20 protein-coding genes are annotated in these 25,311 nt (G+C 69.3%); 16 read left to right on the plus strand and 4 right to left on the minus strand.

Annotated elements, in window-relative coordinates:
* The first annotated feature begins 313 nt into the window (after positions 1 to 313).
* Entirely contained in the window at positions 314 to 1,774 is a 1,461-nt protein-coding gene (locus tag ACWTSU_RS04735) for a DUF2130 domain-containing protein (protein WP_455138728.1), read from the plus strand.
* A gap of 5 nt (positions 1,775 to 1,779) precedes the next feature.
* Here ACWTSU_RS04735 and ACWTSU_RS04740 read toward each other — a convergent pair whose 3' ends face one another.
* Positions 1,780 to 3,579, minus strand: a complete 1,800-nt coding sequence (locus ACWTSU_RS04740; protein ID WP_455138729.1) for a 1-deoxy-D-xylulose-5-phosphate synthase — start codon at positions 3,577 to 3,579, stop codon at positions 1,780 to 1,782.
* A gap of 195 nt (positions 3,580 to 3,774) precedes the next feature.
* On the opposite strand from ACWTSU_RS04740, the gene ACWTSU_RS04745 reads away from it, so the two are divergent.
* The 6 genes from ACWTSU_RS04745 to ACWTSU_RS04770 all read left to right on the plus strand — a co-directional run bounded on the left by ACWTSU_RS04745 (position 3,775) and on the right by ACWTSU_RS04770 (position 10,293).
* The gene (locus ACWTSU_RS04745) at positions 3,775 to 4,629 is read left to right on the plus strand and encodes a DegV family protein (protein WP_455138730.1); all 855 of its coding nucleotides are present in this window, start codon (positions 3,775 to 3,777) and stop codon (positions 4,627 to 4,629) included.
* A 111-nt stretch (positions 4,630 to 4,740) separates the two neighbouring features.
* On the plus strand, positions 4,741 to 5,118 hold the full coding sequence (locus ACWTSU_RS04750) for a hypothetical protein (protein WP_455138731.1): 378 nt from the start codon (positions 4,741 to 4,743) through the stop codon (positions 5,116 to 5,118).
* 404 nt (positions 5,119 to 5,522) lie between these two features.
* A complete protein-coding gene (gene feoB, locus ACWTSU_RS04755) occupies positions 5,523 to 7,883 on the plus strand; it encodes a ferrous iron transport protein B (RefSeq protein WP_455138732.1) in 2,361 nt (786 codons plus the stop codon).
* Between the two features lie 295 nt (positions 7,884 to 8,178).
* Positions 8,179 to 8,973 (plus strand): LOG family protein, encoded by a 795-nt coding sequence (locus tag ACWTSU_RS04760; protein WP_455138733.1) that lies wholly within the window; start codon positions 8,179 to 8,181, stop codon positions 8,971 to 8,973.
* Between the two features lie 198 nt (positions 8,974 to 9,171).
* Positions 9,172 to 9,300, plus strand: coding sequence for a hypothetical protein (locus ACWTSU_RS04765; protein WP_455138734.1), 129 nt, complete (start codon positions 9,172 to 9,174; stop codon positions 9,298 to 9,300).
* Complete coding sequence (locus ACWTSU_RS04770) at positions 9,301 to 10,293, plus strand: VanZ family protein (RefSeq protein WP_455138735.1); 993 nt, start codon at positions 9,301 to 9,303, stop codon at positions 10,291 to 10,293.
* A 22-nt stretch (positions 10,294 to 10,315) separates the two neighbouring features.
* Here the strand turns inward: ACWTSU_RS04770 and ACWTSU_RS04775 are convergent, their stop codons facing one another.
* On the minus strand, positions 10,316 to 11,614 hold the full coding sequence (locus tag ACWTSU_RS04775) for an L-cysteine desulfidase family protein (protein WP_455138736.1): 1,299 nt from the start codon (positions 11,612 to 11,614) through the stop codon (positions 10,316 to 10,318).
* Positions 11,615 to 11,882: 268 nt separating this feature from the next.
* Here ACWTSU_RS04775 and ACWTSU_RS04780 point away from each other — a divergent pair, with 268 nt between their 5' ends.
* The 8 genes from ACWTSU_RS04780 to brnA all read left to right on the plus strand — a co-directional run bounded on the left by ACWTSU_RS04780 (position 11,883) and on the right by brnA (position 22,852).
* Entirely contained in the window at positions 11,883 to 14,030 is a 2,148-nt protein-coding gene (locus ACWTSU_RS04780) for a zinc ribbon domain-containing protein (protein ID WP_455138737.1), read from the plus strand.
* A gap of 163 nt (positions 14,031 to 14,193) precedes the next feature.
* The gene (locus ACWTSU_RS04785) at positions 14,194 to 14,517 is read left to right on the plus strand and encodes a metal-sensing transcriptional repressor (RefSeq protein ID WP_455138738.1); all 324 of its coding nucleotides are present in this window, start codon (positions 14,194 to 14,196) and stop codon (positions 14,515 to 14,517) included.
* Between the two features lie 49 nt (positions 14,518 to 14,566).
* Positions 14,567 to 17,173, plus strand: coding sequence for a heavy metal translocating P-type ATPase (locus ACWTSU_RS04790; RefSeq protein WP_455138739.1), 2,607 nt, complete (start codon positions 14,567 to 14,569; stop codon positions 17,171 to 17,173).
* A 211-nt stretch (positions 17,174 to 17,384) separates the two neighbouring features.
* Positions 17,385 to 18,755, plus strand: a complete 1,371-nt coding sequence (locus ACWTSU_RS04795) for an ATP-binding protein (RefSeq protein ID WP_455138740.1) — start codon at positions 17,385 to 17,387, stop codon at positions 18,753 to 18,755.
* Between the two features lie 378 nt (positions 18,756 to 19,133).
* Complete coding sequence (locus ACWTSU_RS04800) at positions 19,134 to 21,026, plus strand: InlB B-repeat-containing protein (protein WP_455138741.1); 1,893 nt, start codon at positions 19,134 to 19,136, stop codon at positions 21,024 to 21,026.
* 82 nt (positions 21,027 to 21,108) lie between these two features.
* Positions 21,109 to 22,176, plus strand: coding sequence for an LPXTG cell wall anchor domain-containing protein (locus ACWTSU_RS04805; protein ID WP_455138742.1), 1,068 nt, complete (start codon positions 21,109 to 21,111; stop codon positions 22,174 to 22,176).
* A gap of 141 nt (positions 22,177 to 22,317) precedes the next feature.
* Positions 22,318 to 22,584 (plus strand): BrnT family toxin, encoded by a 267-nt coding sequence (locus ACWTSU_RS04810; RefSeq protein ID WP_455138743.1) that lies wholly within the window; start codon positions 22,318 to 22,320, stop codon positions 22,582 to 22,584.
* 13 nt (positions 22,585 to 22,597) lie between these two features.
* Entirely contained in the window at positions 22,598 to 22,852 is a 255-nt protein-coding gene (gene brnA / locus ACWTSU_RS04815; RefSeq protein WP_455138744.1) for a type II toxin-antitoxin system BrnA family antitoxin, read from the plus strand.
* Between the two features lie 107 nt (positions 22,853 to 22,959).
* On the opposite strand, the gene ACWTSU_RS04820 is transcribed toward brnA, so the two are convergent.
* Positions 22,960 to 23,400 carry a type II toxin-antitoxin system VapC family toxin gene (locus tag ACWTSU_RS04820; RefSeq protein WP_455138745.1) on the minus strand — a complete coding sequence of 147 codons (441 nt, stop codon included), beginning with the start codon at positions 23,398 to 23,400 and terminating at the stop codon, positions 22,960 to 22,962.
* Positions 23,390 to 23,695 (minus strand): type II toxin-antitoxin system RelB/DinJ family antitoxin, encoded by a 306-nt coding sequence (locus tag ACWTSU_RS04825; protein ID WP_455138746.1) that lies wholly within the window; start codon positions 23,693 to 23,695, stop codon positions 23,390 to 23,392. Before ACWTSU_RS04825 ends, ACWTSU_RS04820 begins: the two co-directional genes overlap by 11 nt.
* A 286-nt stretch (positions 23,696 to 23,981) precedes the next feature.
* On the opposite strand from ACWTSU_RS04825, the gene ACWTSU_RS04830 reads away from it, so the two are divergent.
* On the plus strand, positions 23,982 to 25,199 hold the full coding sequence (locus tag ACWTSU_RS04830) for an MFS transporter (RefSeq protein ID WP_455138747.1): 1,218 nt from the start codon (positions 23,982 to 23,984) through the stop codon (positions 25,197 to 25,199).
* Positions 25,200 to 25,311: the final 112 nt, after the last annotated feature.

Here is a 25,311-nt window from a genome sequence, read left to right on the forward strand (position 1 = left end):
GTGAGACGAACACAAGGGGGAGGGGGGCAGTCGGCCCCCTCTTCAGCGCCTGGAACCCCCCCCCGGGGCCCTTTTTTCGGCCGCGGCGGGCGTGAGGGCGCCGCGATTCACAAGTTGGGCGGTTTTACGGGGTCGTCTCAAGTATCACCTGTGAGGTGCCATCTCTCTACCAGGCATTTTGCAAGCTTGTCACATCGGGCTACCCAGAGGGTCCGCCAAAAACCGCCCAACTTGTGACGCGGCGTCCCAGGCGCGGGCTTTTGTCCGGGCGAACGGCTACCCTAGAGGCCACGTCACGGCGAACGGGGGAGCGATGGCAGAGATCAGGTGCCCGCACTGCGGCGAGGTCTTCCAGGTGGACGAGTCCGAGTACGCGCAGATCGTGCGGCAGGTGCGCGACGCGGAGTTCAAGCGCGAGGTCGAGGCCCGCGAGGCGATGGCCGAGCGCGAGCGGGCGAGCGCCGTCGAGGCGGCCGTGGCCCGGGCTCGCCAGGAGGCGCAGGGCGCCGCCGCCCAGAGGGACACGCGTATCGCGCAGCTGGAGGCCCAGGTCAAGCGGGGCGAGGACGCGCTGGCCCTCGCCCGCGCCCAGGCCGAGAAGGACCTCGCGCAGCAGCGCGCCGAGGCCGAGAAGAGCCTCTCGGACCAGCGTGCCGCCGCCGAGCGCGACCTCGCCGAGCGCCTGGCCGCCTCGGAGCGCCGCGCGGCGGAGCTCGAGGCCCGGCTCAAGGCCCGCGAGCAGGCCTTCTCCACCGAGAAGGCCCTCGCCGTGAGCCAGGCCACCGGGGAGCAGTGCCAGCGCATCGCCCGCCGGGAGGGCGACCTGCGCGCCGCCCGCTCCGAGCGCGAGCAGGTGGAGGCCTCCCTCAGGCAGCAGATGGCCGAGCAGGCCAGCCACAAGGACCAGACCATCCGCGACCGCGAGGACGAGATCGAGCGCCTGCGCAACCAGCGCGCCCGCCTCTCGACCAAGCTCATCGGCGAGACGCTCGAGCAGCACTGCGAGGCCGAGTTCAACCGCTGGCGCGCCACCGCCTTCCGCAACGCCGAGTTCCACAAGGACAACGACGTCGTGGGCGGCTCCAAGGGCGACTACGTCTTCCGCGAGACGGACCCCGACGGCGTGGAGCTGGTCTCCATCATGTTCGAGATGAAGAACGAGGACGACGCCTCGGCCGCCGCCAACCGTCACAAGAACGCCGACTTCTTCAAGAAGCTCGACCAGGACCGGCGCAACAAGAGCTGCGAGTACGCGGTGCTCGTCTCCATGCTCGAGCCCGAGAGCGACCTCTACAACGCCGGCATCGTGGACGTCTCCTACGAGTACGAGAAGATGTACGTGATCCGCCCGCAGTTCTTCATCCCCATGATCACGCTGCTGAGAAACGCCGCCGAGAACGCCCACGCCTATCGCCGCGAACTCGCCGAGGTGCGTCAGCAAAACATCGACATCACGCACTTCGAGGACGCGCTCGAGGACTTCAAGGACAAGTTCGGCAAGAACTACGAGACGGCCAGCCGCAAGTTCGGCGCCGCGATCGAGGAGATCGACAAGGCCATCGCGCGCCTGCAGAAGGTCAAGGAGAACCTCACCTCGTCCGAGAACCAGCTGCGCCTGGCCAACAAGAAGGCCGACGAGCTCACCATCCGCAAGCTCACCTGGAAGAACCCCACGATGCGCGAGAAGTTCGCGGAGGCCCGCGCCGCGCGCGAGGAGGCCGCGGCCGACATCGGGGACGCCGCCGAGGCCGTGGAGCCCGACGGCGTGGAGTAGGGGGGCTACGCGCGCAGGGCGGCGGCCACGTCGGTCACGATGCCGTCCACGGTGAGCCCGCAGCCGGCGAGAAGCTCGGCGGGGTCGTAGCGGTCCACGAAGGCGCGCGGCAGCCCGTGGGCGAGCACGCGCACGTCGCCGCGGCGCGCGAGCACGCGGGCGACCCGCTCGCCGAAGCCGCCCTCGAGCACGCCGTCCTCGATCGTGACCACGAGGCGGTGGCGCTCGGCGAGGTCCATGAGCGGGCCCTCGTCCACGGAGGTGGCGCGCCGGGGGTTCACAAGCGTCGCGCGCACGTTGAGGCGGCGCCCCAGCTCGTCGGCGACGCGCTCGCCGAGCGGGAAGGCGTCGCCCAGCGCGAGGACCGCCACACCCTCGCCGTCCCGCGCGACCTCCCAGCCGCGCTCGTAGCCGTCCTCCGGGCGCTCGAAGCCCGGGCGCGACACCACGCCGCCCGCCACGGGCACGCGGATGGCCACGGGACCGCCCTCGAGCGCGATCGACCACGAGACCATGTCGAGGTACTCCTCGATGCACGTGGGCGCGAGGTAGGTGAGGCCCGGCAGCGCCCCGAGCATCGGGACGTCGAAGAAGCCCAGGTGGGTGGCGTCGGTGTTGCCGAGCGCCGACGCCCCGAAGACCAGGATGGTGGCCGCCGCGCCGTTGAGGCACAGGTCGTGCCAGAGCTGGTCGTAGGCGCGCTGCAGGAAGGTGGCGTAGATGCCCAGGACCGGCCGGGCGCCCGCGCGGGCGAGCCCCGTCACGTAGCTCACGGCGTGCTCTTCGGCGATGCCCACGTCCACGAAATGCGCCCCCGCCCGCGCGCGGAGCTCGGGCGTGAAGCCCATGATGTAGGGCGTGGCCGCGCTCACCGCCACGACGCGCGGGTCGGTGCGCATCCAGTCCATGAGCAGGGCGCCGGTGACGCTCGCGTAGGTCTCCTCGGTGGCGGCGGGGTCGGCCGGGGCGCCGGCCGGGCGCGCGGGCGCCTCGACGGCACCGCTCGCCGGGTCGAACGGCGCGGCGTGGTGCCAGCGCTCGGGGTCGGCGGCGGCCGGCGCGTAGCCGTGGCCCTTCTCGGTGTGCACGTGCAGGACCACCGGGTGGTCGCACCCGCGCAGCTCGGCGAGGGCCGCCTCGAGGGCCGCCTCGTCGTGGCCGTTCTCGACGTAGCGGTAGTCGAGCCCGAGGGCGCGGAAGACGTTGTGCTCGCTGGCGCCGCGGGTGGCGCGCAGCTCGGCGAGGTCGCGGTAGATGCCGCCGTGGTTGGGCGCGATGGACCACTCGTTGTCGTTGACCACGACGATGAGGCCGCTGCCCAGCTCGGCGGCGTTGTCGAGCCCCTCGAAGGCCAGCCCGCCCGAGAGCGCGCCGTCGCCGATGACGGCTACCACGTCGTACGTCTCGCCGGCGAGGTCGCGCGCGTGGGCCAGCCCGCAGGCCAGGCTCACCGAGGTCGAGGTGTGGCCCGTGGCAAACAGGTCGTGCTTGGACTCGCCGGGGCACGAGAAGCCCGAGACCTCGCCGAGGCGCGCCGGGTCGGTGAAGGCGGCGGCCCGGCCGGTGAGCATCTTGTGGGCGTACGTCTGGTGCGAGACGTCGAAGACCACCTTGTCGCGCGGGGTCTCGAAGACGCGGTGCAGCGCCACCGTGAGCTCCACGACGGCCAGGTTGGAGGCCACGTGGCCGCCGCGCGCCGCGCAGCTCGAGACGATGGCCTCGCGAATCTCGGCGCACAACCTCGGAACCGCCTCCGCGGGGAGCGCCCGCACGTCGGCCGGCGAACCTATGTGCTCAAGGTACACGGCGCCCCCTCCCGACGTGGCCCCTCTCCTCTTTATGCGACTCTACAGCATCTCACATCCGGCGCCGGAAGTTGTGTGTCGTCTGCGAAAAGCGCGGTCGCCGATGCGAGTGGGAGGGGGAGGGACGGCGGGGGAGCGGCGCCCGTACAATGTGCGTGCGCGGCGCACGGCCGCGGCAGCGACGAGAGGAGCGACATGGCGCGCGTGATCATAACGGCCGAGACCGGGTGCGACGTCCCCGCCGACGAGGCGGCCGAGCTGGGCATCGAGCTCGTCCCGATGCACGTCTCCATTGGCGAGCGGACCATCGACGACGGGACGATCTCGCCCTCCGAGATGCTCGAGCGGTGCCGGCAGCTCGGCGTGCTGCCGCGCACGAGCGGCTGCGTGCCGGCCGACTTCCAGGCGGCCTTCGACCGCATCCACGCGGCCGACCCCGACGCGCGGATCCTGCACCTCGCGTACTCGGCGGCGACCACCTGCTCGCTCGACTCCGCGCTCGCGGCGGCCGAGGGGCGCGACTACGTGGAGACGCTCGACACCAAGCACGTCACGGTGGGGCAGGGGCTCGTCGTGCGCGGCACCGCCGCGTGGCTGCGCGAGCACCCGGGCGCGGGCGTCGACGAGGCGCGCGATGCCGCAGCGGCACTGGCCGCGCGCGTGCGGATGGCGTTTCTCCCCGGCGACCTCGGCTACCTGCGCGCGGGCGGGCGCCTGTCCAACGTGGCCTTCCTCGGGGCGACGCTGCTCAAGATCAAGCCGGTGGTGGAGCTCGTGGACGGCCGGCTCGTGGCCACCAAGAAGCTGCGCGGCTCCATGGCGTCGGCGGCCGTCACGCTGATTGACTACCTCGCGCTGCGCGAGGAGTTCGACCCGTCGGTCATCACGTTCGTGCGGAGCCCCGGCCTGCCCGACCAGGTGCGCGACGCGGCCGAGGCCCACGCGCGCGACCTGGGCTTCGAGCGCGTGGAGTGGTACGACACCGGCAACGTCATCACCTCGCACTGCGGCCCGGGCGCCCTCGGCGTGGCCCTGCTCGCGCGGGCGTAGGTCAGCGAGAAGCGCGCGCGGCCACGATTTCCGCGCTTGCGAACAAAGTAATCTTCGGCTAACTTACTCTGCCGTCCCGCCGAAAGGCCCCCGCGCAGAAGGAGTCCAGCCGTGACGCCCGTGCTTCTCGTTGAGATCGTGAGCGCCCTCGTGGCGCTCGTCGCCCTGATCTACCTGGTTGTCCATCTCGTGCGAACGCACGCCGGACGGCGCGGCGAGCGCTCGGGCGGGGCGGCCCACGTGCGCGCCTCGGTGGTGCTGTGCGTCGCGGCCGTCGTGCACGGCGTCGCGGCAATGGCCTACGGCTCTGGCGCGCACCCGGCGGCCTACGCGCTCGGATGGGCTGCCGTCGCGGCGTTTCTCGCCTCCGGGGCCTGCATGCTCGCTCCCGTGCGCCCTCGCCTGGCCCGACCGCTCGCCTGGCACGTGGCGCTGTTTGTGGCCGGCCTCGTCCTCGTGGTGGCCCACGCGATCGCCGGTCGGCTCTGATTCCGCGCCGCGGCCCGTATCCGGGGCGCCTGACAGGTTTGACCGCATCTGTGTATTCGTGGCCCACAAATGCCCTATCTGTGGGCCGGCGGGCGAGAAGGACAGGCTTTCGGAGCCGGATTTGTACGTCCGAGCCACCCAGATGACGGGTTTCTCGACATCTGTGTCCCTCTCGCTGGACGGCCGGCACACAGATGCGTCATTTGTGGGCCGGCAAAACACAGATGGCCGATTTGTGGGCCGAAGGGGGCGCGGGGCCGCCCGGCCACGGGTTCCCCGGAGCGCGGCCCCCGGCCCTCGGTCGCGCCCCTCCCTCGCCCGCCCCCGCCGCGCTCCGCTCCTCGGGCACGTGCCGCGCCCCCGCGCTAGAATGGCGTCCGAACGGAGCATGAGGGGGCTTTGGCATGACGCTTGACGAGCTGGAGATAGGCAAGGACGCCGTGGTGGCGTCGGTGGACTGCGACGAGGCGTCGCTGCGCCAGCACATCCTGGACATGGGGCTCACGCCCGGCACCGAGGTCACGATGGTCAAGGTCGCCCCGATGGGTGACCCGCTGGAGATCCGCCTGCGCGGCTACGAGCTCACGCTGCGCCGCGCCGACGCCGCCCGCATCGCGCTCGAGAACGTCCACGACGCGCACAACACGCCGCGCGCCAACCCCACGGGCTCGTCCTCGACGGCCCACCCCGCCCTCGGCGAGGGGACCTACCGCCCGCGCGGAGACGAGCGGCCCACGCCCGAAGGCGCGCCGCTCTCGGTGGCCCTGGCGGGCAACCAGAACTGCGGCAAGACCACCCTCTTCAACCAGCTCACGGGCTCCAACCAGCACGTGGGCAACTTCCCCGGCGTCAAGGTGGACCAGAAGTCCGGCGAGGTGCGCGGCCACGACGAGGTCACGGTCACCGACCTGCCCGGCATCTACTCGCTCAGCCCGTACACGAGCGAGGAGGTGGTGAGCCGCCAGTTCATCCTCCAGACCGAGCCCGACGCGATCATCGACATCGTTGACGCCACCAACATCGAGCGCAACCTCTACCTGACGCTGCAGCTCATCGAGCTCGACCGGCCGATGGTGCTCGCGCTCAACATGATGGACGAGCTCACCGAGAACGGCGGCACCGTGGACGTCAACCGGCTCGAGGGGCTTCTCGGCATCCCGGTGGTGCCGATCTCGGCCGCCAAGAACGAGGGCATCTCGGAGCTCGTGGACCACCTGCTGCACGTGGCGCGCCACCACGAGCGCCCGGGCCGCATCGACTTCTGCGCGCCGGACGGCCCCGACGGCGGCGCCCTGCACCGCTGCATCCACGGCATCGCGCACCTCGTGGCCGACCACGCCGAGGCGGCCCGCATCCCGGTGCGCTTCGCGGCGACCAAGCTCATCGAGGGCGACCACCTGGTCATCGACGCGCTCGGGCTCGACCAGAACGAGCTCGACGCCATCGAGCACATCATCTCGCAGATGGAGGACGAGGCCGGCACCGACCGCATGGCGGCGCTCGCGGACATGCGCTTCGGCTTCATCGAGGCCGTCTGCGGCGCGTGCGTGGTCAAGCCGCGCGAGAGCCGCGAGCACGCCCGCTCGGTGGCGATCGACCGCGTGCTCACGGGCCGCTACACCGCGCTGCCCGTCTTCATCGCCATCATGGCGCTCGTGTTCTGGGTCACGTTCGACCTGGTGGGCCAGCGGCTCTCGGACCTCATGCAGCTGGCGATCGACTGGCTCACCGGCATGGTGGACGCGGGGCTCACCGCGTGGGGCGTCAACCCCGTGGTGCACTCGCTCGTGATCGACGGCGTCTTCGCGGGCGTGGGGACGGTCCTCACCTTCATGCCGATCATCGTGGTGCTCTTCGTGCTGCTGTCCGTGCTCGAGGACTCCGGCTACATGGCGCGCGTGGCCTTCGTGATGGACAAGCTGCTGCGCAAGATCGGCCTGTCGGGGCGCAGCTTCGTGCCGATGCTCATCGGCTTCGGCTGCTCGGTGCCGGCGATCATGGCCACGCGCACGCTGCCCTCCGAGCACGACCGCAAGATGACGGTCCTGCTCACGCCGTTCATGAGCTGCTCGGCCAAGCTGCCGGTGTACGCCCTGTTCACGGCGCTCTTCTTCCCGGGCTGCGCGCCGCTCGTGATGGTGGGGCTCTACGTGCTCGGCTTAGGTGTCGGCGTGCTGGCCGCGCTCGTGCTCAAGCGCACGGCGTTCAGGGGCGACCCGGTGCCCTTCGTGATGGAGCTGCCCAACTACCGCATGCCGAGCCTCACGACCACGATGCGCCTGGCCTGGGACAAGGCCAAGGACTTCATCACGCGCGCGTTCACGATCATCTTCGTGGCGAGCGTGGTCATCTGGTTCCTGCAGACCTTCGACGTGCGCCTCAACGTGGTGGCTGACCAGTCCCAGAGCCTGCTCGCGCAGATCGGCGCGCTCGTCTCGCCGGTGTTCGCGCCGTTGGGCTTTGGCAACTGGGTCGTGGTGGCGGCGCTGGTGGCGGGCTTCGGCGCCAAGGAGAACGTCGTGGCCACGCTCACGGTGCTGCTGGGCGGCTCCACGGCGGCGCTGACCGGCCTGTTCACGCCGTTCACGGCCTTCTGCTTCTTGGTGTTCGTGCTGCTCTACACGCCGTGCGTGGCCGCGATCAGCGCGGTGAAGAACGAGCTGGGCGGGCGCTACGCCGCCGTGGTGGTGGTTACGCAGTGCGTGGTGGCGTGGGTCGTCACGTTCGCGGCGCACGTGGCGGGCGTGGCGCTCGGGCTGGCGTAGGGTCGCGGCCGCGCTCGCGCGTCCTTCTCGCCAGGCGCATCGCTACCCTCGTCGCCCTCCATTAACACGCATAATCTGACAAGTACGTTTTTCTTTCCTGCAATTATATGATTATGAAATCATTTTTTGCGGGTTAATGGACCGAGAAGGGCGGCGGGCCGAGAAGCCCGCGGGGCGAGAAGCGCCGCAAGCCGAGAAGCCCGCGCCTCCGCGACTGGGTACACAACCGGTATGGCTCGCTTACCCGTCCCTGACGCGGCGCGCGTAGCGTGGGACGCCTGACGAAAGGAGCACCATGGCAGACGAGAAGACCGACGAGAGGACCGGCGCGACCGGCGCCGAGGAGACCCCGTTCGACACCACCTACCACCGCGGCCCCGTGATCATGCGCGGGCCGATGATCCCCTCCGACACCACCACCGGCAACCTGCTCGCCCCCGAGGAGTCCACCGACTGGCTGCACATGGACCCCTGGCGCGTCCTGCGCATCCAGGCCGAGTTCGTGGACGGCTTCGGCGCGCTCGCGGAGCTCGGGCCGGCCGTGACCTGCTTCGGCTCGGCGCGCACGCCGCGCACCGACCCGATGTACCGCGCCGCGCGCCACGTGGGGCGCAAGCTCGCTCAGGCCGGCGTGGCCGTGATCACGGGCGGCGGCCCCGGCATCATGGAGGCCGTCAACTGCGGCGCGGCGCGCGCGGGCGGCAAGTCCGTGGGCTTGGGCATCGAGCTCCCGCACGAGCAGGGCATCAACAAGTGGGTCAACCTGGGGATGACCTTCCGCTACTTCTTCGTGCGCAAGACGATGTTCGTGAAATACTCGAGCGGCGCGATCGTGTTCCCGGGCGGCTTCGGCACCCTCGACGAGGCGTTCGAGCTGCTCACGCTCGTGCAGACGCACAAGGTCACGCGCACGCCGGTGGTGCTCTTCGGCACCGACTACTGGCGTGGCCTCATGGACTGGCTCGAGGGCACGGTCACGGAGGCGGGCAACATCTCGCCGCTTGACCCCGAGCTCATGGTCGTCACCGACGACGAGGACGAGGCGGTCCGCGTGGCCATGAGCGCGCTGCCGCGCGCCTCCCGCGGCTGACGCCCGCGCCGCCCGGCCCGGCTCCGCGCAACCTTACCAAAGCGTCACGTGGGCGTAAGGCCAATCGATGGCCCCGCGCGCGGGTCTCGCGCACAATCGAGGCCACCCGGGGCGCGGCGCCGCCGGCGACTCGCGCGCCGCGCCCGACGGGAGCACGTCAGGACGACGCGGGGGCGACCCCGCACGCGGGGAGGCACCATGGAGCACGGACGTCATCGCGGACTGGCCGGCCTGATCAGGGCGGCCGGCGAGCTCGTGGCCTATCAGGCGGTCATCGCGGTCATGGCGGCGGCGCTCGCCCTGGTGGCGAGAAGGGCGCGGCGCTAGATGGGGCTCCTCTCGCGCTTCCTCGGCTCCTTCAGCGACAGCTTCGCCCTGGCGCTGGCGCTGTGGCCGCTCGCCTCGCTCGCGCTGACGCTGCCGATCCTGGCGCTGCTCTACCATCGCGACGGCCGGCTGCGCGCGTGGTCGGCCGTGGGCGCGTACCTGTCGGTGCTGTACGCGCTCTCGCTCGTGTGCTTCACGCTCTATCCGCTGCCCGAGGGCACGTCGGGGCCCGGCATCACCTACGGCGTGCCGCCGCAGCTGAACCCGCTCGGGTTTCTGGCCGACCTCGCCCGGGACGGCGTCTCGGCGGTGCCGCAGATCCTGGCCAACGTGGCGTTCTTCGTGCCGTTCGGCGTGATCGCGCGCCGCGGTCCCGGATGGGGCGCGCCCCGCACCGCCGCGCTCGCGCTCATGGCGTCGTTCACCATCGAGACGGCCCAGCTCACGGGCCTCTTTGGGATCTACCCGCACGCGTACCGCACCTTCGACGTGGACGACCTCGCCTGGAACGTCGGGGGCGCGATGGTCGGCTGGGGGCTCGCGCGGCTGGTGGAGCGGGTCCTGCCGCTCGCCGGCCCCGAGCGCGACGGCGCGCCCACCACGGAGCCGGGCCTCGTGCGTCGCGGCGTGGCGTGGTGCCTCGACATGGCGCTCGTGGGCGGCGCGTGGGTCCTCGTGGGCTCGCTGGCGCGCCTCGCGCTCGCGGCGCTCGGGCTTGACGCGCGCGTCGAGGAGCTTCTCGCCCCGTTGGAGACGGCCGTGCTCGCCGCGGTGTTCCTCGTGGTCGAGGGCGTGGTGCCGTGGCTGCGCGGGGGAGAGACCCCGGGCGGCGGCTTCGTGCGGATGACCTGCGAGACGCGCCCGCGCTCGGGCCTTCGCCGCGCGCTCTTCTACCTGCTCAGGCTCGCGTGCCTGGCCCTCGTGCCGCTGACGTGGCCCTTCTGCGCGCTCTCGTGGCTCGTTGCGCGCCGCATGCCCTACGACCTCGTGTGACGGCGTCGGCGCCCGCGCCGCGTCAGCAGCGGCTCACGTCGGTCTTGCCGATCATGATGTTCAGGATCTCCACGTCGGTGTCGCGCATGCCCACGCGGCCCACGTAGCCCATGCCGCGGATCGTGTCCTCGAGGCGGTCCTGCACGAGGCCCTCGCCGCCGCGGAACCCGCGCCCCGCCACGGCCATCTCGTAGCCGAGCGTGGCGGCGTCCACAGCCGCCGAGATCTTGGCCGCGCAGCTGGACTTGGCGCCGTCGCACACGATGCCGCCCACGTTGCCCAGGGTGTTGACGATCGTCTCGCCCACCTGGTCGCGCGTGCCGCCGCCCATCCAGCAGATGGCCGCGCCCGCGCCGGCGGCTGCGCAGACCACGCCGCAGAACGCCGACAGGCTGCCGATGTAGCTCTTGAGGTGCGCCGCCGTGAGGTCGGAGACGATCAGCGCGCGCAGCAGCCGGTCGCGGTCCACGCCCCAGGTCTCGGCGTACTCGAGCACCGGCATCGAGCAGGTGATGCCCTGGTTGCCCGAGCCGCAGTTGATGACCACGGGCATCGAGCAGCCGTTCATGCGCGCGTCGGAGCCGGCCGCGGCGCGGGCGCGGGCGCGGGTGGCCACGTCGTGCGGGCGGGCCTCCATGAGCGTGCGGCCCACCTCGGCACCCCACGCGTTGTCGAGACCCTCGCGCGAGATGGCGTCGTTGAGGGTGAGCTGGCGCTCGAGCACGTCGCGCACGTCGTCCAGGTCTGCGGTCTCGGCGAAGTCGAGGATCGCCTCGACGGTGATGCCGGAGCGGTCGGCCTTCTCGGCGTCCGGCGCGTCCGGGCGGCCGTCGTCGGCGCGTCGCAGCGTGCGGCCGTCGAGCTCGATCAGGGTGATGTCGGTGTGGTGCTCGGCGATGACCACGCGCGCCGTGTGGCCCGCGGCCTCGGCGGTGACGTCGATGTAGAGGTTGGGCACGCCTTCGGCCAGCTCGACGGTGCAGTAGTCGGGCGTGGCGAGAAGCTCGCGCGCGTGCGCGACGTGGGCGGGCGTGACGCTCTCGAGCACTTCGAGGGCGCTGTCGGCCGAGCCGCCCACGGCGCCGAGCGCGGCGGCCGCCTCCACGCCGCGCATGCCGCCCGAGTTGGGGACCGTGACGCTCTTCACATTCTTGACGATGTTGCCGGAGCAGGCCACCGTCATGCGCTCGGGCTCCGCGCCGAGCGTGCGGCGCGCGAGGGCGGCGGCGTAGGCCACGGCGATGGGCTCGGTGCAGCCGAGGGCGCACACGAGCTCCTCGCGCAGGATCGAGCAGAGGGTGCGGTAGGTGCGGTCGTCCATGGGGTCCTCCGACGTGGGCTGGCGGTCCGTCCATGATAGGGGATGGGCCCGGCTGGGGCCGCCGGCGTTCGCCTGCCCGTGGGTTGGCGAGAAGCTCCCGGCCGCGCGCGTTCTTCTCGCCAAAGCGTTCGTCTGCTCGGGAGCTGGCGAGAAGCTCCTGCGCATCCGAACGTTTGAGCGGGAGCTTCCGGTCGGCCGCGGCTCGCGCCGGCTCCGCGCCCGTGTGGCATACTTTTCCGTATCGTCGGCCAAGTGACAGGGGGCGCCCATGTTCTGCACCGCGTGCGGGTCCGAGATTCCCGAAGGCTCCAAGTTCTGCACCTCGTGCGGGGCACCGGTCACGGCGCGACCCGCCCCGGAGTCCGCGCCCGCGCCGGCCCCGGAGCCGCCCGCGCCCGATTCCGACCCGGCACCCGCCCCAGCCCCGGCGCCGGCACCCGACCCGGAGCCCGCGCCCGCGCCGGCCCCGGAGCCGCCCGCGTGCCCCAAGCGCCGCCGCGGCCTCGTGGCGGCCATCGTCGTCGTGCTGCTCGTCGCCCTCGCCGCCGGGGCCGCCCTCGTCACGCACCAGATGGGCCTCTGGGGCGGCCCGGGCGCGACGACGGTCGCCTTCGGCTCGCGCGAGGCGGTCCGCGTGTCGCGCGTGACCCGCATCGTGCCGCAGGACTCGTCGGGCGCGCCGATCGCGCGCTACGTGGTGCGCGTGCGCGAGGCGGACGGCCCCGACGGCCGCGCCATCGACGTGAGCGCCCTGCCGCAGCTCGACGTCGACGGCACCAACGGCTTCGCCATGAGCGACTTCGGCGAGCTCGCCGCCGGCACCTACGAGGTGACCGTCACGCCCGAGGGCGGTGTGCCCCAGTTCGTGCCCCCCGTGACCGTGGCCGACGAGGGCGCCGAGCCCGACGGCGGCGCCTCGGACGAGCAGCTCCCCGAGCAGATCGTCGTGACGCCGTCCGCCGACCAGGGCGCCCAGGCCGCGCCCGTGCGCCTCGGCCGCTACGGCGCCTACCTCCAGGTGGTCCGCGACCTCCAGGCAACCTACGGCGAGGTGTCGATCGTGAGCGACTCGGGGGAGGTTGCCCTCTCCTGGCTCGACGGTCTCTGCTACGCGCGGCTCGTCGACTTCGGGGACGGCACGGAGCGGCTCGTGGTGGCCTACGCCTCCGACCCGTCCGTCTCGACAAGCTTCCCCACCTCGACCGACTCCTACACCGTGGAGGTCTGGCAGTACGACGAGGCGTCCGACGCCGCCACCAAGGTGTGGTCGGGACACCACGGCTACTCCAACGGCGGGTACGCGTTCGTGACGCTGGTCCCCACGACCGACGGCTCGCGTACCTACCTCGAGCAGGACCTCTCAGATTCGGGGATCAACTACGTGGGCATCTGCGACGACGGCTCGTTCGGCCTGGCCCACACCGTCGAGTTTCAGATGAACGTCGGCTCCGACGGCGCCCCGGACGGCTACACGATCCTTGTCGACGGCCAGCCGATCGACGGCCAGACCTCCCTGGACGCCGACGAGCTCCTCGGCATCGACGCCGACAAGGCCACCTCCGCCCTGCTCACCGAGGACGAGTTCTCCACGTCCGGGGAGGCCGAGAAGACCGCGGAGCAGACGCGCGACACCGTGGCACAGCTCGAGTCGCTGGCCGGCGACCTTCTCGACGCCCGGGAGGCGGCCGACGCCGGAGCGGACGCGGGGCAGGACGAGCCCGCTGCCGACCCCGCGTCGCTCACCTACACGGGCACCGAGGAGCTCGAGACCGTGACGCTGCCGATGTGGGAGAGCGGCCCCGACGCGCAGAGCGGCACCATGCAGAGCGAGTGGGGCTGCCTCAGGCTCGAGGCGAGCGGGGAGGGCTCGGCCGTGGACGCCGTCAATGAGCGGCTGCGCGCCGACTACGAGGCCGACGTCGCGCAGTCCGAGTCCTGGACCTTCGACAGCTCCGCCCCCGAGATCACGGACCGACGCTCCTCGATGGACGCGCAGGTCGGGCAGTACGTGGGCGTGCGCGTGAGCAGCTACGCCACCTTCTGGGGCGCGCACGGCGACAACTACCTCGAGGGCTTCGTCTTTGACATGGCCACGGGCGAGGAGGTCGAGCCGTGGGAGGCCCTCGGCGTGAGCCGTGCGGACCTCGACGCCGCGGCGGTCGATGCGATCGTCTCGTACGTGACGTCGCACCCCGAGGGGGCGAACGGCACCGACGAGGCCACCATCCGCGCGAACGCCGCGTCGTACGTGAGCGGCACCGCGGACCCGTACCTCCTCACGAACCACGGCATCACGGTGTTTCTCGGCGACTACTCCTTCTATGCGTACGCCTACGGGACGCACGAGCTCGTGGCGTGGAGCACCGACGGAACCGCTGCCGGCACCGACGTCACCGCGGAGCACGCCTTCAACTAGCGGCCGCCCCGGCGCGCGAGCCGCCCCCCATGCCGGGGGCGCACCTCGCCCGCCGTCTGCCACTGCCCCCTATTGCCGCTTCGTGTGTTTGACACGTACCCCATGGGGGTATAAGCTCATCGCGACAGGAACCCCATGGGGGTATCTGCGAGAGAGGGGACCCATGACCGAGAAGGACCGTGCGGACGACGCCTGCCCGCGGTGCGGGACGCAGAAGCACACGCCGCGCTCGCCCGAGCTCAAGCGCGACGTCACGACCCGCATCAACCGCGCCGTCGGCCAGCTGAACGGCATCAGGCAGATGGTGGAGGACGACCGCTACTGCGGCGACGTCCTCACGCAGCTCGCCGCCGTTGAGTCGGCCGTGAAGGCCATCTCGCGCGAGGTGATGCGCGACCACCTGGAGACCTGCGTGGTCGAGCGCGTCCAGGCGGGCGACACCGAGGTCGTCGACGAGGTCATGGGCCTCTTCAAGAAGTTCATGTGACGCGTGGAAAAGGGACAGTCCCTTTTCCACGAGGGGAGGTGCTTCACGGATGACGGAGACCTTTGACATACAGGGCATGACGTGCGCCGCCTGCGCCACGCACGTGCAGAAGGCGGCGGCCGGCGTGGCGGGCGTCACGGACGCCAACGTCAACCTGCTCAAGAACTCGATGGAGCTCGACTACGACGGCTCGCCCGAGACGGCCGCCGCCGTGTGCGCCGCCATCGACCACGCCGGCTACGGCGCCCCGCGCTTCGCGCCGGCGGGCGGCACGACCGCGGCCGCGCCCCGCGAGGAGCCCGGCGCGGCGGCGCGCCGCGACGTCGAGCAGCGGCTGCACCAGCTGATCGTCTCGGCGATCTTCACGGTGCCGCTGTTCTACGTCGCGATGGGCCCGATGCTCGGCTGGCCGCAGCCCCCGGCGCTCACCGGCGAGGCGGGCATGATGGCGCTCGGCCTCACGGAGCTCTTGTTGTGCGTGCCCATCCTCTTCGTCAACCGCCACTACTTCGTGGGCGGCTTCAAGTCGCTTCTCCACGGCGCGCCCAACATGGACTCGCTGATCGCCATCGGCTCGGCGGCGTCGGCGGCCTGGAGCGTCGTGCAGCTCTACATCGCGGCGCTCGCGCTGGGCGTCGGCGACATGGCCGCCGCCCACGCCGCGACCCACAGCCTCTACCTCGACTCGGCCGGCACGATCCTCACGCTCATCTCGCTGGGCAAGTACTTCGAGGCCCGCGCCAAGGGCCGCACCACCGACGCCATCACCGCGCTCATGGACCTCGCGCCCAAGACGGCCACCGTCGTGCGCGACGGCCGCGAGGTCGAGGTGCCCACCGAGCAGGTGGTCGTGGGCGACCGCGTGGTCGTGCGCGCCGGCGAGTCGGTGCCGGTGGACGGCGTGGTGGTCGAGGGCTCGGCCGCGGTCGACGAGTCGGCCATCACCGGCGAGTCGGTGCCCGTGGAGAAGGGCGTGGGCGACCCCGTGACGGGCGCCACCGTCTCCACCACCGGCTGGTTCGCGATGGAGGCCCGTGCCGTGGGCGACGACACCGCGCTCGCCGGCATCATCCGCCTGGTGGACGAGGCCACCGGCTCCAAGGCCCCCATCGAGCGCATGGCCGACAGGATCGCCGGCGTCTTCGTGCCGGTGGTCATGGCCATCGCCGCCGTGACGCTCGTCGTGTGGCTCGTCGTCTCCGGCGACTTCGCCACCGCGCTCAGCCACGCGATCTCGGTCCTCGTGATCAGCTGCCCGTGCGCGCTTGGCCTGGCCACGCCCACGGCCATCATGGTGGGCACCGGCCGCGGCGCCGCCAACGGCATCCTCATCAAGTCCGCCGAGGCCCTCGAAGGCGCCTGCGACATCGACGCCGTGGTGCTCGACAAGACCGGCACCGTCACCGCCGGCAAGCCCAGCGTGACCGACGTGGTCCTGGCCGCCGGCGCCACGGAGGACGAGCTCGCCCGCGTGGCGGGCGCGCTCGAGCGCAAGAGCGAGCACCCGCTGGCATCGGCCGTCTGCGGCTGGGTGGATGAGAGCCACGCCGGCGCGGACGCCGACGCCCGCGTCGAGAAGTTCCAGCAGGTCGCGGGCGGCGGCCTCGTCGCCGCGGTCGACGGTCGGGAGGCGCTCGCCGGCAACGCCCGGCTCATGGCCGCCCACGGCGTCGAGCTGGGCGAGCTCGCCGACGAGGCGACGCGCCTGTCCGACGAGGGCAAGACGGCGCTGTTCTTCTCGGCAGGCGGTCGCGCGCTCGGCATGATCTGCGTGGCCGACCCCGTCAAGCCCACCGCCGCGACGGCCATCGCCCGCCTGCGCTCGATGGGCGCCCGCACGGTCCTTCTGACCGGCGACCAGGAGCGCACCGCGGCCGCCGTGGCGCGCCAGGTGGGCGTCGACGAGGTCATCGCCGGCGTGCTGCCCGCGCAGAAGGAGGAGAGGGTCCGCGCGCTGCAGCAGGCCGGGCACAAGGTGGCGATGGTGGGCGACGGCATCAACGACGCCCCCGCGCTCGCCCGCGCCGACGTGGGCATCGCGATCGGCGCCGGCACCGACGTGGCCATCAGCTCGGCCGACATGGTGCTCATGCACTCCGACCCGGCCGACGTGGCCACCGCGATGGAGCTCAGCCGCGCCACGATGCGCAACATCAAGCAGAACCTCTTCTGGGCGCTGTTCTACAACGCCATCTGCATCCCCGTGGCGGCGGGCGTCTTCTCCGCCTGGGGAGTTAACCTCAACCCGATGATCGGCGCCGCCGCGATGGGCTTCTCGTCGGTCTTCGTGGTGAGCAACGCGCTGCGTCTGCGCACCTGGAAGCCGCGCGAGTGCGCCGCCGAGGCAGCCCCGGCCAGCGACCTGGCCGTGACCGTGGAGCGCGTCGAGGCCCCCGCCGGGGACCCCGCGCCCGAGACCGTGTCCGCAACCAAGAGGGAGGAACCTACCATGACCAAGAAGCTCAACGTGACCGGCATGATGTGCCAGAACTGCGTCAAGCACGTGACGAAGGCGCTCGAGGGCGTTGACGGCGTCTCCAACGTGGCCGTCTCGCTCGATGACGGCACCGCCACCTGCGACGTCACCGACGCCGTCTCCGACGACGCGCTCGTGGCGGCCGTCGCCGACGCCGGCTACGAGGCGAAGGTGGCGTAGCCGAAGCCCCGGCACATTCGCTCGGCGAGAAGGGCCCTGCGGCGTGCGGGGCCCTTCTCGCTGTATGGGGGCTCTCCTCCCGCAGGCATGTTTTCGTGTACTCCGAATACACGATTTCTCGTAATTTTGTGTATCTGAGATACACGATTTCTAGCAAAAGCGTGTATCCTAAATACACGATTTCCTAACAGGAAGACCCAAGGGGTGTGGCATGCCACTGCGCCGGAGCATAGAACATCTCATCGAGGGCTGGGCAACCGAGCGCTATGAGTGCCCCCTTCTCGTGCGCGGGGCGCGTCGCGTCGGCAAGACCTATGTGGTCGAGGAGGTCGGCCGCCGCCTTGCGGGAGAGGCCTTCGTCAAGCTGGATTTCCAGACGGATCTCGACCTCATCGCCCCGCTCTTTGACGGGCCGACCGATGACGTGGACGCCATCATGCGTCGCGTGGCGGACTACAAGCGCGTCCGTCTCGACCGCGAGAGTGCCTTTGTCCTCTTCGACGAAGTGCAGCTCTGTGAGCGCGCGCTGAACTCGTTGAGGTTCTTCTCCGGCTCCGGTTGGCGCGTCGCCGCCACGGGCAGCCAGCTCGGCGTGGCCACGCGCCGCAGGAACCTGCCGTTCCCCAGCGGGGTCCGGCAGGTGACCCTGCACCCCATGACGTTCGAGGAGTTCCTTTGGGCCGTTGGCGAAGAGCAGATGGCCGAGGCGATCCGTGTCCATGCGCGGACCCTCGAGCCCTATGCGGCTCACGAGCGCGCGAACGAGCTGTTCAGGGTCTATCAGGTTGTCGGCGGGCTCCCTGCGGCCGTGGACGCCTACGTGCGAACGGGCCAGGTCGACGAGGCGCGCGTCCAGCAGCGGGAGGTCGACCAGATCTATACGGCCGACATGACGGATCCGGACAACGGCATCAGCGCGCTCGCGGCCCGCAAGCTCTGGCGCAGCATTCCCGCTCAGCTCCTGAGGGCGTCGACGAAGAAGTTCAAGTATGCCGAGGTCGAGCGCGGCGGCAGACGCGCAAAGCTGCTCGAGCCGCTCGACTGGCTCGAGGGAGCCGGAATGGTGAGCATCAACGGCCTCACCGAGTGCGTCGAGGCACCGCTCGTTCCCTACGACGCCGACGAGGGCAGCTTCTTCAAGGTCTACCTGGCGGACACGGGCCTCATGTTCTACAAGCTCGCGGTCAACCCACGGCTCTGGCTTGAGTCCCAGGGCACGGCGCCCGTCTCGTCGGACTTCCGCGGCGCGCTCGCGGAGAACTCCGTGATGCAGGCGCTCGCCTCAAACGACCTCCAGACCTACTATTGGACTCCTCCCGCGTCCTGGGGAGCGCGCGGCGAGCTTGACTTCCTGCTCCAGGATGACCGTGCGCGCGTCATCCCCGTCGAGGTCAAGTCGGCGCGCAACGTGCGGGCCAGGACCCTCTCGACGTTCATGACGCGCTCGCGCGCGCCGTATGCGGTCGTGTTCTCCGAGCGGAACTTCGACGTCGAGCGAGGCGAGCGGGGCGAGGAGATCAGGTGCCTTCCGCTCTATGCGGCTTACTGCCTGGAGGAGGGTCTCGTTCGGGCCGACGCGTAGAGTCTGAAGAGAAGCACCCGGGGCATTCCGATGCCGGCCCGTTCCGGCGATGGCTTGGTTAGCGTGCTTTCGATTGTAAGGGGAGCAACAATTGCTCAAGGGGTTCCAACGGTGCCCCCACCCCTCGAATCGGCGTAGGGATTGGAAGCCGGGTACCTGCGAAAACAATGTGAGACGGTGTCAATTTGGAGCGTATCAGCAATGATGGTCCCTCCCAATACACGTGTGTCCTTGCTATGAGTTTAATACCCCCGATAACAAAAAGAAGAAACGATTAGTGACGTGAACCTCGACTAGCATCTAAGCGATTCTCGGGCCGACCCTCTGGCACGTTTTCGCCCGGGAGCGTCGCTTGGCTAGGAGAAGGGAACGTTGGGAATGGACAAGGGGACCAAGAGGAACCTCGCTGTGACCGCGGGGCTCACCGCGGTGCTGGCACTGAGCCCGGTTGCGGGCCCGGTCGTGACGGCGCTTGCAGACGATGCCACACCCGTGACGGACGTCGCGAATGAGTCAAAAACAGAAGATCAACCTTCTACGATTACGATTAGATGGCATTTCAACAGCACTCTCAATCAAGATGTGACCGAAGAGTACGCCTATGGCGCAACGATTAAGGACATAACTTTAAAAAGCTATCTTGCACCCGAAGGCATGATGATTGTCGGCTGGTACACAGATCCCGATTGCGAAAACGAGTACTACTTCTCTTCCAACAAACCTCAGTACACAGATCTTGACCTCTATGCCAAGTGGGGGTCAAAGACGGTCACGATAAAGTTTTGGAATGCGCTCTCCTATGACGATATGGATGAGCTCTCCCCATATAAGGAGGAGACGACAACTAGGAACCAGACCAACTCAGCGATTACGCTTCCTTCTTCCGAAGAGATGAAAGCCCATGCGCCGGCGGAGGGCTATTCGTTTGACGGCTGGTATACCGATAAAGAATTCACGAAGAAGATCACTGACTTCGGTGCTTTTCCAGATGATATGAACTTGTATGCCAAGTGGGTTGAGAAGCCGACGGTGAGTTACTATCTCAGCCCTGATCAGGATACGCCTTTCTATTCTGAGCAGGTTGAGTACAGCGGTAGTGCTACCGTTGCAGACGCATATCAAGCCCTTAAGCCTCTAATTCCAGAGGGTTATAAGCTTGACGGTTGGTTTACCGATCCGGAATATACCGTCCGTTATTCTCCGGTTGCACCCGGCAGCAAGATTACTGAGGACAAGTCGCTTTACGCTAAGTTCGACCGCCAGCCGACGGTGACGTACGAGTTCGTCGACGAAAGTGGTAAGACGCTGGATACCACCACCCCCGAGTCCGTCAACCTTTTTGACTACGCTGATGCGCGGCGCGCTCCCGAGGGATATCGGGTCGACGGCTACGCTGACGGTGAGGGGTCGCCTATTGATGACATCACTAGCTATGAGATCAAGGGTGACACCACTATCACGGTGAAGTGCGTGAAGCTTGCAACCGTCACCTTTAACTATGGCGATGCGGGCATTGATGACACCAGGCAGGTTGTCGACACTGGCAAGACCGTGTCCAAGCCCGCTGACCCGACGCGCGAGGGTTACGACTTCGCCGGCTGGTACACCGACGCCGAGTGCACCCAGCCCTACGACTTCGCGACGCCCGTCACCGGTGACATGACCCTTTACGCCAAGTGGATCCAGGACGAGGAGACGACTGAGCCCGAGCAGCCCGGCGAGGGCACTGAGCAGCCTGGCACCGGCACCGAGGAGCCCGGCGAGGGTACCGAGACCCCGGAGACCCCCGGCACCGGCACCGAGACCCCCGGCACCGGCACCGAGGAGCCCGGCACCGAGACCCCTGCCGCCGAGATTCACAAGGTCACCTTCGATGACTGCCTCGCCAGCACCGAGAACGCGGTCGTCGAGGTCGAGGACGGCAAGACCGTGGCCAAGCCGGCAGACCCCAAGTGCGAGGGTTACACGTTCGAGGGCTGGTACTCCGACACCAACCTCACCCAGGCCTGGGACTTCTCCACGCCCGTCACCGAGGACATGACCCTCTGGGCCAAGTGGAGCAAGAACGGCGTTGACGGCGCGGGCGTCACGGACGACACCAAGACCCCGCTCGCCCCGGACAAGGGCGCGGACAAGACCGCCTCGGACAAGACCGCTTCCGACAAGAGCACTCTTCCGAGCACGGGTGACGCCACCATGGCCGTCTCCGGCCTCGGCGCGCTGGGCACCGCCGTCGCGGGCCTTGGCGCCTTCCTGAAGCGTCGTCACTAGTCAAAGCGAGCAACGGTCGGGTGCGCGAGGCAACGTGCCTCCCGCCCGACCTTCTCGCATTTTTGGAGAGGAGCAGCTCCACATGAACAAGAGCACCAAGAGGAACATCGCGGTGACCGCCGGCCTCACGGCCGTGCTGGCCCTGAGTCCCGTCGCCGGCCCGCTGGCCACCGCGCTCGCTGACGAGGCGACCCCGGACGAGACCACCGCCGTCGAGCAGACCGTTGATACGGAGACCACCGACGCCGCCTCCAATGCCGAGACTCCTGACCCCACGTCTTTCTGTGCCACTGACTGGAACTGGTTCAAGGGTGAGTGGCACTATGGAAACTGGTGGCTGGCGCATGTGAAGCACCCCGTGGTTGACCGAAACCACGACGGGTTCTGCGACATCTGCTGGGGCTGGATTGGCAAGCCCGGCTGTGACAAGCCCGGCCAGGGCGGCGGCACCGAGGAGCCCGGCGAGGGCGGCGAGACCGAGCAGCAGGAGACTCTGACGGTCATCTTCCACTTTGCCGATGGCACCGTGACCACGATCAACGTTGAGACGCCCGTTGGCCAGCAGGTCGCCTTCCAGACGTTCGTTGACGAGCTTGACGACCAGTACGATGGAATCACCTGGTACTGGACCAACTTCGACAACGCCGACGAAGTCCTGTCTAGCGATCTGATTGGCGGCGCGGGCAGCCACGTTGTCAACGTCTACGAGCACAAGGCGGAGACCGAGGAGCCGGGCAGCGGCACCGAGGAGCCTGAGAACCCCGGCGAGGGCGAGAACCCGGGTACCGAGGAGCCTGGTGGCGAGACCGAGGAGCCTGGGACCGAGGAGCCCGGCGAGGGTGAGAACCCCGGTACTGAGGAGCCCGGCGGCGAGCAGCCCGGCACTGAGGAGCCCGGTGACGACACCGGGATCCCGGGCGACGACAACACCGACGCCGAGACCCCGGCTGACGACGCCACTGACGCTGGCGACCAGACGACGGACACCACCGACAAGTCCGACGATACTGCCAAGAAGTCTGACGACACCAAGTCGGCCAAGAAGGACGCCCTGCCCTCCACGGGCGACGCCACGATGGCGGTCTCCGGCATCGCCGCGCTCGGCACCGCCGTTGCCGGTCTCGGCGCCTTCCTGAAGCGTCGTCACTAGTCAGTCGCGCGTTCTTCTCACCTGATTAGCGTCTGCGCCCCCGGCTCCCTCAGCGGAGCCGGGGGTGTTTTTGTCGATATAGTGATATGTACTTAAATAGTACGAAAAAGGTACAATTCAAGCCAAGAAGGGGATGATGGCATGGAGTTTGAGTGGGACCCAGAAAAAAGCGCGTCCAATGCAAAGAAGCATGGGGTCAGCTTTGAACAGGCCCGCGAGCTCTTTGCAGATCCAGAGAGGATTGAGGTTAGGCTTCGGTATCCAGATGAACCGCGCTATGCGGTTATTGGTTTGATGGGGAACCGTCATTGGACAGCGATTGTGACCTACCGTGAGGGCCGAACAAGGATCATCTCGGTTCGACGCTCTCATAAGGACGAAGAGAGGGCATACGATGAAAACCTTTAGCAGCGAATCCGAGATGGAGCGCGTCTTTGACAAGGGGGAGGAGAGCGTCCTCGAATATGCGGATATGTCAACGCTCCGCAAGCCCGGACGCGAGCCGTCTAGGCGGGTCGCCCTCGACATGTCCGACGGGACGATCGCGCGTCTGGACGCCTTTGCCTCCCGCTACGGGGTGACGCGCCAGTCCCTTATCAAGGTCTGGCTCGTTGAGCGAATGGACCAAGAAGACGAGCGCGCGGCCCAGAGGGAGGCGGGCCGGGCAACCGCCTAGGTTCTTCTCGCCTGACCAGCGTCTGCGCCCCCGACTCCCTCAGCGGAGCCGGGGGCGCCTCGCTTGCCATAGAGGGTCTTCCGCGCGCTGTGCAAAGGTCGTAGCCGTTAGCGCGTTACGTGAGTGCCGCCTAGTCCCGCGACCTCAAGAAACTCCGCTGCAGAGAGTCGGGGAACGCCTGATCCTGCAAACGCGCGCTCATCACGGGAGATGATATAGTCGGCATGGCACCTCTCGGCAAGCGCGCGAACGACGCCGTCCTCGTAGTCGGGCTCGTCGGACGCCAGCGCCGTGCGACAGGTGTTCGTGTCGGGAGCCACGGCCTCGAAAGCATCGAGAAAGAACTCGAGCCAGGCCCGGCGCTTCCGCTCGGGAACCGTCCGGCGCGAGATGTAGTAGACGTCGCTCAAGGACGTGGTCGAGATGGTGCAGAGCACGTTGCCCCTCGTGGCCATCCCAGTGAGCCGCAAGGCGTCGTCTGATCCTGGACGATCATCTATCATCTGGTCCAGCAGGATGTTCGTGTCAAGAAATAATTTATATGTCACGGCTTGCCAGCTCCTCTTTCAAGCCCTCGGGAGTCAGGTTTCTGAGGAAGTCTGAGCTGGGAGTCGTTGCCCGAAGTTCGAGAAACCGGCGCATGAGCGGATTATCGACGGTTTCAAGCGACTGGTCACCGGCTGCGGATTCCTCGACGGGCTTCGGCACCTCGCCGGTCCTGGCGATGTTCTCCCAGACGATTCGAATGACGTCAGAGGTGGTGAGGCCCGCGCGTCGGATGAAGAACGCCGCGCGCTCCTTGCATTCTTCGCTGACCCTGCCCGACACGAGACTCGTTGCCATGAGACTGCCTATCGTTGAAGAAGCGTTTACTGTAGACAGTGTACCCATACGACACCTCCTTGGAGGGCAAGGGTAGCGACGATTGCGAGCCCCTGCCTTCCCGGAGGCTGACCGATATCTGACGTTGCAGGTGAGAAGGGCAGTCTGACTCCATCGTGACGTGGGCCTCTCGGTGAGCGGCGTGCGCGCGGCCGCGGGCGGGGCGCGGGCGCCCTCCCTGGCACCCGGCGCGTCGTGTGCCGTGCCGGCCTACAATGGTTCGGCACCGCTCAACGAAGGGAATCCCATGGGTCAGCTCACCCCGGCGCAGCGCCGCGTCGTTCTCACGCTCGGCTTCTGCGGCCTCGTCTCGGCCGCCGACAACTGGTTCGTCTCGCCGGCCCTGCCCGCGATCGCGAACGGTCTGGGCGTCGCGGCCTCGGCCACGGCGATCGTGCTCACCGCCTACCTGGTGCCCTACGGCCTGCTCCAGCCCGTGGCCGGCACCATCGGCGACCGCTTCGGCCGGCTGCGCGTGCTCCACGTGATCGTGGCGGGCCTGGCCGTCGGGACGTTTCTGTGCGCCGTGGCGCCCACGCTCGAGCTGCTCGTGGCCGCGCGCGTGGTCACGGGGTGCTTCGCGGCCGGGATCATCGCGGTCTCGCAGGCGCTCGTCGGCGACGTGGTGGGGCCCGAGTGCCGGGGCGCCGCCGTGGGCGTGCTCATGGGCGTCACGTTCACGGGCCAGGGGCTGTCGTCGGGCCTCGGCGGCATCATCTGCGACCTCGTGAGCTGGCGGGCGGCCTTCGCGTGCTTCGGCGCGCTGGCGCTCGTGGCGCTTGCGTTGCTGTGGCGGCTGCGCCTGCCGGAGCGGCCGGCGGCGGGGGAGACCAGCGTGGCGGGCGAGAAGGGCGCGCCGTCCGCACCGTTCCTCGTGCGCGCCGCGCGCGTCTTCCTCGGCCCGCATCGCGCCGTCTTCCTGGTGGCGTGCACCACGGGCGTGGCGTTTCTCGGCGTCTACAGCTTCATGGGGACCTTCCTCGCCGAGCGCTGCGGCCTCACGTCCACGCAGGCCGGCCTGGTCATGATGCTCTACGGCGTGATGTGTCTGGTGGGCGGCGCCGTCTCCGGGCGCATCGGGATGGCTCGCGGCGCGCTCGGCGTCATCCGGGTGGGCGAGGCGTCCGGGCTGGTGGCGGTGCTCGCGCTCGCGGCGGTGAGCGCGACGGGCGCCTGGCCGCCGGCGCTTCTCGCCGCCGGGGCGCTGGGGTTGGGCTACATCCTCGTGCAGCCGACGCTGGTCTCGCTTTCCATGGACGCCGACCCCGCGCAGTCCGGGCTCTGCACCGGCCTCATCGGGCTGGGCGTCTTCGCCGGAGGCGGCGTGGGCTCGGCCGTGGGCGCGCCGCTCGTGGCGGCCGGCGGCTATCCGGCGCTCTGGGTCGCGGCGGGGGCGCTGATGCTCGCGCAGGTCGCGTTCGGCGGGCGCGCGCTGGCGGCCGAGCGGCGCCTGGTCGCGCGCTGAGGGGCCTCCGCCGCGGATGAGCTGACGACTATGTACACCGGTTCCGGGTATGTACAGTGCCCGCGGCACAAGGGCCTTCTCGCCGACCCGTTGAGCTGGGAATATATAACCT

Source organism: Thermophilibacter sp. (assembly GCF_966187215.1).

Excerpts from the sequence above, each read along its gene's own strand:
- ACWTSU_RS04735 (WP_455138728.1), top strand. The coding sequence starts at position 314 with ATGGCAGAGATCAGGTGCCCGCACTGCGGCGAGGTCTTCCAGGTGGAC.
- ACWTSU_RS04745 (WP_455138730.1), top strand. The coding sequence starts at position 3,775 with ATGGCGCGCGTGATCATAACGGCCGAGACCGGGTGCGACGTCCCCGCC.
- feoB (WP_455138732.1), top strand. The coding sequence starts at position 5,523 with ATGACGCTTGACGAGCTGGAGATAGGCAAGGACGCCGTGGTGGCGTCG.
- ACWTSU_RS04760 (WP_455138733.1), top strand. The coding sequence starts at position 8,179 with ATGGCAGACGAGAAGACCGACGAGAGGACCGGCGCGACCGGCGCCGAG.
- ACWTSU_RS04765 (WP_455138734.1), top strand. The coding sequence starts at position 9,172 with ATGGAGCACGGACGTCATCGCGGACTGGCCGGCCTGATCAGGGCGGCC.
- ACWTSU_RS04770 (WP_455138735.1), top strand. The coding sequence starts at position 9,301 with ATGGGGCTCCTCTCGCGCTTCCTCGGCTCCTTCAGCGACAGCTTCGCC.
- ACWTSU_RS04775 (WP_455138736.1), bottom strand. The coding sequence starts at position 11,614 with ATGGACGACCGCACCTACCGCACCCTCTGCTCGATCCTGCGCGAGGAG.
- ACWTSU_RS04780 (WP_455138737.1), top strand. The coding sequence starts at position 11,883 with ATGTTCTGCACCGCGTGCGGGTCCGAGATTCCCGAAGGCTCCAAGTTC.
- ACWTSU_RS04785 (WP_455138738.1), top strand. The coding sequence starts at position 14,194 with ATGACCGAGAAGGACCGTGCGGACGACGCCTGCCCGCGGTGCGGGACG.
- ACWTSU_RS04790 (WP_455138739.1), top strand. The coding sequence starts at position 14,567 with ATGACGGAGACCTTTGACATACAGGGCATGACGTGCGCCGCCTGCGCC.
- ACWTSU_RS04795 (WP_455138740.1), top strand. The coding sequence starts at position 17,385 with ATGCCACTGCGCCGGAGCATAGAACATCTCATCGAGGGCTGGGCAACC.
- ACWTSU_RS04800 (WP_455138741.1), top strand. The coding sequence starts at position 19,134 with ATGGACAAGGGGACCAAGAGGAACCTCGCTGTGACCGCGGGGCTCACC.
- ACWTSU_RS04805 (WP_455138742.1), top strand. The coding sequence starts at position 21,109 with ATGAACAAGAGCACCAAGAGGAACATCGCGGTGACCGCCGGCCTCACG.
- ACWTSU_RS04810 (WP_455138743.1), top strand. The coding sequence starts at position 22,318 with ATGGAGTTTGAGTGGGACCCAGAAAAAAGCGCGTCCAATGCAAAGAAG.
- brnA (WP_455138744.1), top strand. The coding sequence starts at position 22,598 with ATGGAGCGCGTCTTTGACAAGGGGGAGGAGAGCGTCCTCGAATATGCG.
- ACWTSU_RS04825 (WP_455138746.1), bottom strand. The coding sequence starts at position 23,695 with ATGGCAACGAGTCTCGTGTCGGGCAGGGTCAGCGAAGAATGCAAGGAG.
- ACWTSU_RS04830 (WP_455138747.1), top strand. The coding sequence starts at position 23,982 with ATGGGTCAGCTCACCCCGGCGCAGCGCCGCGTCGTTCTCACGCTCGGC.